This window comes from Peribacillus frigoritolerans, from assembly GCF_001636405.1.
Taxonomy (GTDB): Bacteria; Bacillota; Bacilli; order Bacillales; family DSM-1321; genus Peribacillus; species Peribacillus frigoritolerans.
Genome location: NZ_KV440950.1, coordinates 4,828,597 through 4,841,507 on the forward strand (window position 1 = coordinate 4,828,597; position 12,911 = coordinate 4,841,507).

Genomic DNA, 12,911 nt, shown 5'->3' on the forward strand with positions numbered 1-12,911 from the left:
ATAAGGGGTCTATTTGGATACATGCTGAAAGGTTAGTTTTTTGAAATTCCATGAATCTTTATTGAGCCTACTATCAAGTTTTAATTTTCATAGAATAGTAACCTGAGGCAGCTTTAATCGAAAAAAAGTTTGCAAGAATCACTGCTCCTTTACTCCATATAATTGAGAAAGGCCCCTGTAAGCCAGAAGCATTCAGGAGCTTTCCTTTAACTGATATAGAGTTAAGAAGTGTTTACCTTCTTATTAAAAGTTAAGCCTTTTTCTTAAATCCCAATACTTGAATGTCATTTTACCCATTTTCGACTTCGAAAGTGAATCATATTTACGTCCAAGTGCTTGATTTTGTTTTTCTAGCTTAGTAATTTGTTTAAGTTGAACTGTGTTCAGTTTTTTTAATTGCTTTACTTCTTTAGCTAATTCTTTAGTTTTCCCTTTCATATCATATTTTTCTTTATCAACAATTGCCCGTTCTTTGATTGAAATCTCCACATCTTTTGGTTTTAATTTAGGATTGCCAAAGGTTTCAAATCCTATCGTTTTTAAATAGGGGATGTTATTTTGAAAATTTCGTTCAAAGTTTCCATACCTTTTATGGATGTGGAGAAATGTATAGCACCCAGCTTTTTCTGCTGAAATGATTTGACCATACCCAGACAGTTTAAACAGTTTTTCGACTCGTTTTATTTCTTCAGGTATGTTTTTGACAATATAGGTGAAAACTTCGTCAACATTAAACTGCGCAGGCAATATTTTCACTTTTTTTAATGATGTATGCCTAATCAGTTCATCAAAGTCATCTTCATCAATATAAAACATATTCGCACTTTCATTCACATAATCGGTAATGCGCTTGCTCCATAATGGTCCTTGCAGTTTTTTTATTGCTTCCGAAAATAAAAACTGCCTGCTAACTTGATACATTCGTTGTGCCGCAAACTCATATATATCCTTATTACATAATGCTAATTTGACAGCGTCACGGAAATCCTTCTCTGTAACGGCATATAACGGGTAATCTTCGCCAAAAAGCTTCATATGCATTTTGGTTGGATTCATTATTACAGCCTTCCTCAAAATCCCATACTCCAATAGCTTTGTAGACAGTTCCAGACTGCTGTCCATTTCCTCACTTCTCCAGGTTATCCCAATATCACTATTCACGATTAATTGTTGGGCATTCTCCCTTGTCAAAGCACCGTACCATGTAAGCCCATCCGTATTTTTAAGGAGGTATGCCGCTTCTTCCTTAAACTGAGAGTCATCTTTAACCCATTTGAATTTATCCCCCGCCACATCAAGTGATAGATTCGGGATCTCACGTTTTAATTCTTTAAAAGCAGTAATTATGGGAATGGTCTTCCAATCCGGGTCGAATTTCCCTGTATATACAAGTTTGTTTTTTAACCGGGTCTGCCCTTCCGCTGATTCAACGTTTGGTATCATCGGGGTAAGCAGGGAAACTTTGTTTTTTTCTTTATTCAAATTAAGGATCTCAATGACAAATTCGCACATCTCTTCTGTTTGACATAAGAAATACGCACACTGATCATATATATTTTTGATGCTCTCGAATTTTTCTTCATTAACATCCTGACCTATGTGAGTCAATCCTGTAGCATAAACTAATGTATTCTTTATGATTTGCTTATGCTTTGCGATTTTTTCAACAGTCTCAATGCTTCTGACAAATAGCCAATCATAGTCATTTTGACTCCAATAATGAGAAATGAGCATTTCAGCTACATCGAAATCAATGACACCTTTTTTTACCCATTCATCACCGGCGGCATTAAAAAAAGGATCGACAAAAGGATTAAGAATGGTTATATTATCAAATTTCTCAAGTGGCTGAATTAAGATATCACGTTTGACCGGGCTAGCTAAAAGTAAGTCAACTTCGATGTTTGAATCTAACGCAATGGTCGATGCTAAGGAAGATAAAAATACTGCAGATCCATCCATTGAATTCATGTCAATAAAGCCAAATAGAAGTACCTTCATTTTTCTGTTTTCAACTAGTTCATGTGAATTCAAAGTTTTCACTCCAATGACTGAAATCTGATATGAATTTTTATTTCTTTATTTGTTCTTTAATAGATGATTTAAGCGCAAGATATTTTAATGTGAATTTCCCTGCATATGTAACATTGAATTTGTGTTCTAACAACTTAAGTCTTCGTATTTCTTTGTTAAGCTTAATATTTTCCATTTGGGCCATCTTACTTTTTTCTAATTCTTCTCGCAGCCTATTATTTTCTTTAGTAACTTTCTCAATGGTTTTTTGTTTTTCCATGCCATTGCTCTCTATGAGCTCCAATGTCATGGACATCATGTCTTTCATTTGTAATTCGAGTTCCTCATACATCGTTTTCCAATATTCGTTTCGTTCGTCCATATTGAAAAAACTCCCCTCCATTAACCTTGGATGATCTCCAATTCTCTTTTTATAACAACATCAACAGCGCATTTTTCCCGAATCGACTGAGAAGCTTGTTTTGACACTCTTAAAAATACGTCCGAGTTGTAATATAAGCGCTCTATTGCATCGGCAATATCGGTAGGAGACTCAGGTTTTGTTAGAAGGCCAGAAACGTCATGTATAACGAATTCCGGGATTGCCGTAATATCTGTTGAAATCGGCACTAGTCCGCTCGACATTGCCTCACACATGGAAACCCCTTGAGAATCCAAACGGGTCGGGCAAAGGAAAATTCCATACTCCTTATGTAATGCAGCGATTTTCTCCTGAGATAGGAAACCTTTATGAATCGTTATATTCTCAAAATCCCGGATTGGGTCAACGGTTTGATCGAACAATTTTCCATCGCCATAAAATGCAAATTCCAACTTATCGAAGTATGGTCGCTTCGATAGTTCCAGCACTGCTTTCACCGATAGGTCATTGGCGTATTTTCGTGAAGCGTATGGCCTGATTGAAAGGACTTTTGTCCGCATTTCAGCTGGCTTTTCAATAAAGGTAAACAGATTGTCATCTATGACATTAGGAATGATTACTGAATTTTTCGATTCTGCTCTTGCATCACATTCCGCTATATGCTCTTTGAACCATTTGGAGATATGAACAAAGGTTGTATCCAATTCTTTCGTTTGATAAAACCAATTCATAAAAGAAAGCTGTGATACATAATAGTCGTCCGACATTTCAAGTATCTTCCTCAAGCTTTCAGGGCTTTCAAGAAAATTAAACCATCTTCTATGCCATGCCTCCGTTTCAAATCCATGTATCCAGGTGATAATCGGTAAATCCGTATTCGATTCTTTTATCGCTTGTACCATTTTTGGATTAACAAAATGAATGAGCGCTTTTTTATGTATTTTATGATTTAAGAAAATGCGCAAATGCTGTTCAGTTCCTCGATAAACAGGCACATCTTCATACGTATACTTTTCCGCTTTTTTATAGGCAGGATGCAAAACAAAGACATCCACCTTCAAACCCTCATCCAGATAAGCCTTGACTCTTCGGTGGATAAACCCATTCCGATATAGCTGATCTTCATGTGGATAAGCATTCGTAATGATCACATATCTATCTTTTTCACTAAATGTAAGCTCATATAGATTTATAGATTCCTCCATTTTTGTTCACTCCTACTATTCAGTCATCTTCAATCAGCCTGCTACTTATCTGTAAATGAAGGATTTTAAAAGATCCTATTCCAACCACTATTAAAACCGTCAATCGATTATAACAAACATGTATTACTGAATATTGACACCAATGTGAGAATTCTGTAAATAAAAGTAAAGTTTTCATGAACTTTTATATGTTTTTGTAAAGTTTCAGTGTGTATAAACAAGCAAAATAAAGAAGGACGATCCAGTTACCGGAATCGCCCTCTTGCATATAAACTATTATATATTAAGTCTATTAATAGGGCTTGGGAGTTTAGGGCCTAAAGCCCATTTCAAAATGAACACACCTGTTAGGCCGTTATAAAAAGTCCACTATCATCCTCCATAACTTGTCCACACTATTACAATTAAAATTCATACTATATAAGAAAAAGAGGTGAAATCTTCATGATACCCATAGATGATTGTAAATTATTAATTTCATGCTGCAATCATAAAGGTGGTCTTTATTTAGTCCATTTCAAACAACAACAACCTGAAATAAAAAAGATTTTAAATGTTGGATGTACAGGCATTACAAAATACGGAAGCTCTTTTGTCGTAATTTCAAATTCTCACGGAATCTTCATTTTGGATGAAAACTTAAAGGTTATAATGAATAAGGCTTTATCTACAGAATTAGATTTACATGGTGTAGCAATAGATAATGATAAAGCTTATATTATTGAAACCAAAACTAATTCAATTGGTATTTATAATTTGAAAAACAATTTGGAAAGAATCGATGAAATTAGATTTTCACCTGAAAATGACGATGTTTGCCACGTCAACGATCTGTATATAGCAAATGATAAGCTATATGTATCAATGTTTTCATATCCTCCAAGGAAAAATTCCCTCTCTTTCGCTAGTTATTTCGATAATAAAATTTACCAAGGTGTCATTCTAGAGTATTCTTTACAGGAAAGAAAAGTGGTTAAGATTTGTCATGATAAATTACTCCAGCCTCACAGCGTACTTCATTATGATGATAAGATGTTTTATTGTGTTTCAGGTGAATTCCTAGTAAAAAGAAATGAGGAAGATATTTTTAAATGTCTTGGTTATACCCGCGGTTTAGCAGTTAGAAATCAAACGATGTTTATTGGCCAAAGTGAGAGTAGACATATACCGGTTTTATTAAAAAATCATACAAACATATTGCTAGATTGCGGGATTTATGTTCATGACATCTCTACAAAACTTTCATCTTTTATCCATATACCGTCTGAAGAAATTTATGGAATATTGGTTATTTGAATACAGTAGAATTCATATTTTTCTGTTGTTAAATATTTTTTATATCCTTAATGGAAGTTATTTGTTTAGTTACGTGATCATCAGTATCACTTTGTTTATCAACTGGAACAGTCAGTAAACTTTTTTCTACCTTCCAGAATTATTCAAGCATGTTTTTGTAAGAATAGAATAGAATCGAAAAAAGACCAATTTGCTGAAGAGAGTGATATATATGGAAGCAATTACCTTTAAAGCATGTGCAATCACTAATGAAATCGATTTGAACAAAATCGCCATTCATTGCGGCATCCCCAAAAAATTCACCTGGGAAGAGCCTTTAATTCTTAAAGGCGATATTCTACGTTCCATCCTTTATAAAAATGTGGACGAATCGCAGCAGGTGCTGGTTTTTTCTTTTGGCAGCATCGTCTTCATCAATTACTCACACCCGGATGAGATCAAGGCATTTTCCTCCTTTATCCATTCATTCGAGCCGGACATTGATCTCGTCAATGCAGATAGATATACGGATGATTACAGCCTTCACTTCAGCGAAACTGAAAACATCAATTTGACAGACGAATATGTAGTTGTTCCTAAATATGAATTTTTCTACCCTGAATTAATTTCCACCATTCTCGCAAAATCGGTGGCACTTGAAAAGACTGAGGAACAACTAGGGAAAATCCACGACAAGCTTGAAGCCATGATTGACCGACTGGAAAAAGGCAAGCTGAGAATCGGTAACAAGGAACTAGCGAGGACGACGGCAAAAATCGTACGTCACGAGTACAATACCCTGGCATATATCATGATTCTGGATAAACCTGATATTACATGGACAAGCAGCATTGCCGGCGAATTTTATGATAGAATGCTTGAATTTTTTGAATTGAATGATCGGTATAAAATCCTGAAAAGTAAAACCGAAATTTTATATAACATCATGGATGGGTTTTCTAACATCAGCCATTCAATCAGGGGACTATTCGTTGAATGGATCATTGTAATTCTCATTGTCTTTGAGATCCTTCTGACAATTTTAGAAATTATAGGATGGATTCCATGAATTCTTAATCATATCGTTTCGAATACCTTCCAAAAAAATAAGCATCGTTTTGATGCTTATTTTGCGTTTAACCACTTCATCATATTTAAGCTGACTGTATACTGTCGTTTAATTACATGCTTTTCCTACCGGGACAAAGCACTCCAGAAGTTAGCTAAATTCCCCTTAATCCAGAGCAAAGTGGAAAATGAATTCCTCCCCTTCTTCCCCATTAAATCTGTATCCTTTGTCAATGAATCCAACTTTCTTATACAAATTTATCGCTGGGACATTCGAATGATGCACCGTTAGAATAATCTCATCTTTATCTGGATGACTTAGTTTGATCATATCAGGCAGCACTTTTAACGCCTTAAAAGCTAGCCCCTTTGTTTGATGGCGCAAATCCAAGGAGAATGATTTAAGAAGGATCGCATTCTCATTACTTGTATATTGATTTCCCGCTTTATCCGTATATAAGGCAAAGCAACCAATCAAATCCTCATCTAAATAAATGACCATGGGGAGGTTATATTTATCCTTTCTGAAGTCTTCGATAACTTTTAAAGGTATAGAAGTATAGATTGCTTGTTCTATAGGTAAACAATAATTGCTCAGCGCCTCATGGTCAGTTTCCATAAAAGGTCTAATAATTAATCCAGCCATCATACTTGCACCCCATTTTCATATTTCTGATAAAGCCATTTTAACAGAAATAATGTTTTACACTCCAAGTAAAGAAATTTTCAAGAAAATTCATTCATACAAAAAAGGAATGGCTTTGTCTACCATTCCTTCAGACTGCAGACACACTCAATGAAAATCAAGTTTGCCTGCATTTTTATTTGAATAGTTCAGTTGATTTCAGAGATTCACTCCCTTTCCGCCGACTTTCTGCCAAGCCTCCTAGGCAGAAGCGCTCTGGGGTCTCGGCTAGCCAGTTATTCGGCAGGAGTGTCGCAAATCTCTTCCATCCAACAAGAGTTCATTAAAACAATAAAAAACCATATAGAACTAGTTTACCTGCAGTTTTTTTAAAAAAGACGTTCCAGCTTGATTTCTGAAATCCGCTCCCTTTCCGCCGACTGGCTGCCAAGCCTCCTCGACTCAGGCGTCTCCGGGGTCTCGGCTAGCCAGTATTTCGGCAGGAGTGTCGCAAATTTCTTCCATCCAATGAGGATTATAGTAAAAAAAACATTAAGGATATTCTAGTCTTCTTTTAAATTCATGGTTCGGGGCGAGAGCAATTCAAAACTCCTTTTGCCGGAAAATTGGCGGAACCGCCAGACTGTAGACGAATTGGAGAAGAAGAGCCAGTTTTCCTAAAATATTTCTAAAAAGAGAAGTTTCCAGTTGATTGGAACGGAAGGTACGAGACTCCTGCGGGAAAAGCGTGGCCAGGGAGACCCCGCAGGCGAGCGCCTAGGAGGCTCCCGGACCGCCCGCGGAAAGCGAGTGCCTGGAGTGGAAATCATTACACATACCCTCTTTCGGAAATCCGCTCCCTTTCCGCCGACTTTCCTGCCAAGCCTCCTCGGCGCAAGTGCCTGTGGGGTCTCAGCTAGCCAGTTATTGGGCTGTCGCAATTTCTTCAATCCAATGAGGCTTACAAGAAAAAAAACATCAATGATAATCTAATCTTGTTTTAATTTCATGGTTCGGGGTGGGACCAATTCGAACTCCCTTTTGTCAAAAAAATTGATGGAACAGCCAGACTGTAGAGGAATTGGAAAAGAGACAGTTTCCCTACAATATTACTTTTATAAAATTCCAGTTGATTGGAACGGAAGGTACGAGACTCCTGCGGGAAAAGCGTGGCCAGGGAGACGCCGCAGGCGAGCGCCGCGGCGGCTCCCGGACCGCCCGCGGCTAGCGAGTGCCTGGAGTGGAACTCATTACACATACCCTCTTTCGGAAATCCGCTCCCTTTCCGCCGACTTTCCTGCCAAGCCTCCTAGGCAGAAGCGCCTGTGGGGTCTCGGCTAGCCAGTTATTGGGCTGGAATGTCGAAAATCTCTTCAATCCAATGAGGCTTACAGTAAAAGAACATCAATGATCATCTAGTCTTGTTTTACAAATCATAGTTCAGGATGAGACTATTCCGAATCCACTTTTGTCACAAACTGAAGGAGTTTCCAATCCTTTTTTCTTCTGTTTTTGAACTCATGATGTTAAATCATTTAGACGCAGATAATTCGCTTTCGGTTACCCATTTATGGTTCTTCACTTTTTCTCCTCCCGTAGTCGGTGTGAAATCGACCATATAAACAGTCGTTTTTTCAGCAGATTCAACTTCAGCGACTGCCCCGTTCATCCCTTCCATATGAGAAGCATTTACTGTAACCTCCGCTCCGGGTTCATACGTCACTTCACCAGCATCTTTGATTTCTTCGTGAATGATCCATTTATGATTTTCCACTTTTTCTCCGCCAGTTGCAGGCGTATACGAAATTGCATAAGCAGTCGTATCAAAGGCACCCACTATTGTTGCTTCCGCCCCTTTCATGCTTTCCATATGACCTGATTCGATAATCGCTTGACTTCCAACTTCATAAGTTGGATTTTCTGCCGCTTTTAATCCCTCCGGAACATCACCCGAGCTAGAATGGTTCATGTCCATTTCGCTATGTTCCTTTACTTCTTTCTCTTCTTTGTTTTTATCATCGCTGTTGGAACATGCTCCAAGGACTAAAAACACGGCCGCAAATAGGGATAAGATGGTAGGCAATTTTGTTCTTTTTTTCATATTGAATAAAACCTCCTTTATGATTACACCCATCTTACCAATTAAATATGCAGAAAATATGGAGTACACTCGTGACTGAATTTAACCTGATGGCGTTTTGGATAAAAGTGAACAGCCATCGAGCGTGGTTTAACGAGGAAAAAGAATGGTTTAGTGATAGTGGTTATTAGAGGTATTCAATCCTGCCGGGTGCTTGGAAATCAAGCAAGAAGGACTTGGTCAAAAGTCCTTCCTCTGTCTAGTCTTCCAAAGTTGATTGTTCGATTTTTTGCATGATATGTGAAAGGTTCATGGTGGCATGTTTTTTATAATCCCTGCCTATGGATTTGAATAACCCTTTCGCTATACCTATTAACATGATTTTCGTATGTCCATCCGAAATAATGGACTTATTAGGGAAACTTGATTCAGCATATGCACCGCCAATTTTATTAGCTGTTTCCTTAATAAAATCAATGACTTTAATTTCCTGGGTTTTTCCTTCGATATCGATTTTATAAATAATTTGATTTCTCCAAAGCTTTAGCTCAATCCTTTGTTTAGTATAATCGAAGAGTTCTTCCGTAATATGATCATGATCTTTGCTCATTTGATTGGAGTCTTTAAAGGGATACAATTTCGGGTTAGGATTGATTTTCTTTATTAAGGATTGGTCAATTGTGACCTTTTCCCGCTTTATGCGCGTATTCTTCGTTTCACATAGAATCAGCCTTAACTGTCCGGCAATTATATTGTTGAATTCTTGTAATCCAAAGAATTCAACAAGCATTACACTATATTCCAAAATGGTGATGGCTTCATCGAATTTTCGTTTAGCAGCTGCATTCGATCTAGTAAAAACCAATCGGTTCTTCTTCTCCATATCCTTCTCACCCCACTGAATTCGAATCTATTGAATAAATAGTAAAACATCCATAATGGATGTTTCAGACTGTAGACAAATTCGTAGAAAGACAGTTTGCCTACAGTTTTCAAGTGTTCTCAGAAATTCGCTACTTTTCCGCCAAAAAGCATTCAGCGGGTTCTCTACCGGCCAACTATTCGGCAGGAGTGTCGCAAATTAATATAGTAATAGTTTTCTAAGTCTTGCATATCCATGACATCCTATGGAATGACCATTCTATTCATTAAAAAAACTGTCGAGGATGGACAATCTTTCGATAAGGATGCCTTTGATAATCAGATTTTTTTATACTATCTATCGAAGTGCTGTTTCATTAACTCTTTAAATCGTGTTCCATCTATTTCTTCTTTCGTCATTTTTCCATTTTCCCACTGTGTAAAGGAAGTATCGGTTAAAGTGACGTTCCCGCTGTTTGTCAAACGGGTGATTAATGGATGTTTATTGAATGGCGATTGGGGATTTTCCCTGATGATCGTTTGGACCTCATTAAGTTCCGCTACATTTCCCACGGGTTGTGAAGAATCGAAAGCATAGCCTATTCTCCAATCGCGATCTTTATGTTTCAGTTTTAATTCAAGGATATGATCTCCGTGGACGGTACTTTCTTTTTTTATCCTGAATTCGCCATTTCGGGAAACGACCGTTTGCCCGTTCAACGGAACTGGTTTTAATGGCAGATTCCCGCCAAAACCCGTATCGATCAAATAGGTTTGGCCCTCATGGTTCAATAGAATGGTGACATGTGTCCTTCCTATGGTCATCCACCCCTGATTATAGATGACACCACGAACCAAAGATACATCAAAGTCATTTTCCAACAGGAAAAAATAAAGGGCTGAATTCAATTCATAGCATAATCCCCCCTCATTCCTCAGGAGGACTTTGTTCATGATATTCGCTTTATTGATATCACTCAGATGGGATGCCATGATTGATAAGTTTTCAAAAGGAATGGTTTTCGCTGTCTTATCGAGAATTTCGTCTAATTTCTCAAATGTCAGTTTCACATCTTCCTGGAGCCCTATTCTTTTCCTGAATAATGCATTCAGTTCATTCATTAAGATTCCCCCCTTAGACAGATACCGGTGAAGCGTATCTTGACTTTGTATATATTCATTATACTTTGTCCATATTTCATCCTTCAATCAATCTGCCATCAGCTCCACCTTTTGCTTATCACCTGAAAAGAGGTCGCCCAATCATGTATTAATCCTGGGCAACCTCCCCCATTCATGCACCGAGGCAGTTTTTCTTTAATCATTCATTTACCTGTAAGATTATTTTACCTACATTCTTATTGGCTTCCATATGTTCATGCGCCCTTTGTACCTCTTCAAAAGGGAAGACATGGTCCACAATTGCCTTGATTTCATTTTTGCGGAACAACGGCATTGCCTTTTTAACGAATTCTTCCGTTAACTCTTTTTTATATTCATCATTCCGGGGAGTTAGTAGAGTGCCTTTTAATTGAACTCTTTTTAAGAGAAGTTCCATCAGGTTCACCTTCTCGACTACAGTTCCGCCTAGAATGCCTATCAGTACCCACCGTCCATCAGTTTTAATGCTTTTAAGGTTTTTCTCCCAGTAAGAAGCACCGATGAAATCCAGGATAACATCCACTCCTTGATTATTTGTAGCTTTTAGTACTTCCTCATCAAAAGCTTGTTCTTTATAGTTGATACAGATATCCGCTCCTAGTGAGTGACAGAAATCCAATTTTTCCTTTGAGCCGGCTGTAGTGATGATTTTCGCTTTTGTCAGTTTTTTTGCCAGTTGGATAGCTGCTGTGCCTACACCGCTTCCGCCAGCATGAATCAATACCGTTTCTTGATCCGTCAATTCACCTAACCAAAACAAGGTTTGGTACGCAGTCAAGAATACTTCAGGAATCGCTGCCGCTTCTTCAAATGACAGGTTATCCGGTATCTTCATTGCACGATCAGCCGGCATCAAGGCATATTGAGCATAACCGCCGCCATTTACAAGGCCCATCACCCTCGTCCCCGTTTGTATATTTGCACCTTCCCCTGTTTCCACCACTTCCCCGGAAACTTCAATCCCCAATATTGGATTGGCCATATAACCGGTTTTCCCTTCCCGGGAAACAATATCCGTTCTATTTATCGCAGACGCTTTAACCTTTATTAATATTTCCCCTTTACCGGGAACGGGCTTTGAAAAATCTTTAAATAGTAATTGTTCTGCACCACCCGGTTCTTTAACCACTACTGCTTTCATTTGCCCCACTCCTTACCATTAAATTAGTGACCATCCTTTTAAAATGGTTTGTCTTGAAGATGGAAACTATCCTACTCCAAAAAATATCCACAAGCAAATAATTAGGTTTTGGAAAACAAGATAGAATAAAAAAAGCCGATGTCCCTTTCGGGGCCATCGAGCTTTTTTTGAAAAGTTTATATTACCTTTTATTAAGCGATTGACTTCTATCCAGGTCATGATGCAATTGTGCTGCCGGAACCTTAGGGTTAGGAATCTGTCCTTTTGCGACTGGTTCAGCTACATAAACAAAATCTCCCGTACCATCCGGGGCGCTTCCTGTTGCCCATAGGCCATCTGCCGATTCATTACCTTCCGATAAGTTCCAGAATTCGTACGCTTCCGGTTGAGATTCCATTTCCGCTTCCGGTGGGAATGATGCGGGAACAACCACGCCATTTTTTTCTTCAAGTTCTGCAATGGCCGCCATCCATTGATATTGGTGGTAACGATCACGGGCTAACATTTTACGGAAGGTAGCACGTACCCCTTCATCTTTTGTCATATGATATAAACGGGCCACTTGAAGGCGTCCTTGGCTTTCAGCATGCAGATTGGATCGCATGTCTGCTAATAAATTTCCGCTGGCTACGATATAAGATCCGTTCCAAGGCACCCCATTCGAGTTGGTTGGCAGTCCGCCAAGACCGCTTACGAGCAAATGCTGGGGATTGATACCACCCATGATCGCTGCTGTAGCAGGATCTTTTGCGGCTTCTGCTTGATCTTCCGGAGAAGCGCCATCAAGCAATTGACTAATGAGTGAACAAAGCATCTCTACATGTCCAATTTCCTCTGTACCGATATCCATCAGCATATCTTTGTATTTTTCTTCTCCACGGCAGTTAAATCCCTGAAAAAGGTATTGCATCATGACAGTCATTTCCCCAAACTGTCCGCCTAACACTTCCTGAATTTGACGGGCAAGCATCGGATCTGGTCGATCTACCTTAACTTCAAATTGCAATTCTTTTTGATGGCGAAACATATTAACTCCTCCTTTTTTTATATGATGTACGGTTTTTTATTACCCGCCTGTACATGCTTAAAACCATAATTCA

The 12,911-nt window shown here is 38.4% G+C and carries 11 protein-coding genes; 2 read left to right on the forward strand and 9 right to left on the reverse strand.

Going from position 1 to position 12,911, the window contains the following annotated elements:
* Positions 1–243 precede the first annotated feature (243 nt).
* The 3 genes from A6755_RS22740 to A6755_RS22750 are packed head-to-tail and all read right to left on the reverse strand — an operon-like array spanning position 244 to position 3,600.
* The gene (locus tag A6755_RS22740) at positions 244–2,034 is read right to left on the reverse strand and encodes a glycosyltransferase family protein (RefSeq protein ID WP_063592053.1); all 1,791 of its coding nucleotides are present in this window, start codon (positions 2,032–2,034) and stop codon (positions 244–246) included.
* A gap of 37 nt (positions 2,035–2,071) precedes the next feature.
* Positions 2,072–2,395: a hypothetical protein gene (locus A6755_RS22745; protein WP_134402175.1), complete on the reverse strand. Its 324-nt coding sequence runs from the start codon at positions 2,393–2,395 to the stop codon at positions 2,072–2,074.
* 20 nt (positions 2,396–2,415) lie between these two features.
* Positions 2,416–3,600, reverse strand: coding sequence for a glycosyltransferase family 4 protein (locus A6755_RS22750; RefSeq protein ID WP_063592054.1), 1,185 nt, complete (start codon positions 3,598–3,600; stop codon positions 2,416–2,418).
* A gap of 444 nt (positions 3,601–4,044) precedes the next feature.
* Here A6755_RS22750 and A6755_RS22755 point away from each other — a divergent pair, with 444 nt between their 5' ends.
* Positions 4,045–4,896 (forward strand): DUF4915 domain-containing protein, encoded by an 852-nt coding sequence (locus A6755_RS22755; protein WP_063592055.1) that lies wholly within the window; start codon positions 4,045–4,047, stop codon positions 4,894–4,896.
* Positions 4,897–5,107: 211 nt separating this feature from the next.
* Positions 5,108–5,944: an RMD1 family protein gene (locus tag A6755_RS22760; RefSeq protein ID WP_063592056.1), complete on the forward strand. Its 837-nt coding sequence runs from the start codon at positions 5,108–5,110 to the stop codon at positions 5,942–5,944.
* Between the two features lie 165 nt (positions 5,945–6,109).
* Here A6755_RS22760 and A6755_RS22765 read toward each other — a convergent pair whose 3' ends face one another.
* The 6 genes from A6755_RS22765 to A6755_RS22790 form a co-directional block, all read right to left on the reverse strand.
* Entirely contained in the window at positions 6,110–6,592 is a 483-nt protein-coding gene (locus A6755_RS22765; RefSeq protein WP_063592057.1) for a GNAT family N-acetyltransferase, read from the reverse strand.
* A gap of 1,507 nt (positions 6,593–8,099) precedes the next feature.
* Positions 8,100–8,669 (reverse strand): YdhK family protein, encoded by a 570-nt coding sequence (locus A6755_RS22770; RefSeq protein ID WP_063592058.1) that lies wholly within the window; start codon positions 8,667–8,669, stop codon positions 8,100–8,102.
* Between the two features lie 238 nt (positions 8,670–8,907).
* The gene (locus tag A6755_RS22775; RefSeq protein WP_063592059.1) at positions 8,908–9,531 is read right to left on the reverse strand and encodes a hypothetical protein; all 624 of its coding nucleotides are present in this window, start codon (positions 9,529–9,531) and stop codon (positions 8,908–8,910) included.
* Positions 9,532–9,863: 332 nt separating this feature from the next.
* Entirely contained in the window at positions 9,864–10,631 is a 768-nt protein-coding gene (locus A6755_RS22780) for an arylamine N-acetyltransferase family protein (protein ID WP_063592060.1), read from the reverse strand.
* A gap of 199 nt (positions 10,632–10,830) precedes the next feature.
* Positions 10,831–11,811: an NAD(P)H-quinone oxidoreductase gene (locus tag A6755_RS22785; protein ID WP_063592061.1), complete on the reverse strand. Its 981-nt coding sequence runs from the start codon at positions 11,809–11,811 to the stop codon at positions 10,831–10,833.
* Positions 11,812–11,992: 181 nt separating this feature from the next.
* Positions 11,993–12,838, reverse strand: coding sequence for a manganese catalase (locus tag A6755_RS22790; RefSeq protein ID WP_034305265.1), 846 nt, complete (start codon positions 12,836–12,838; stop codon positions 11,993–11,995).
* Positions 12,839–12,911 lie beyond the last annotated feature (73 nt).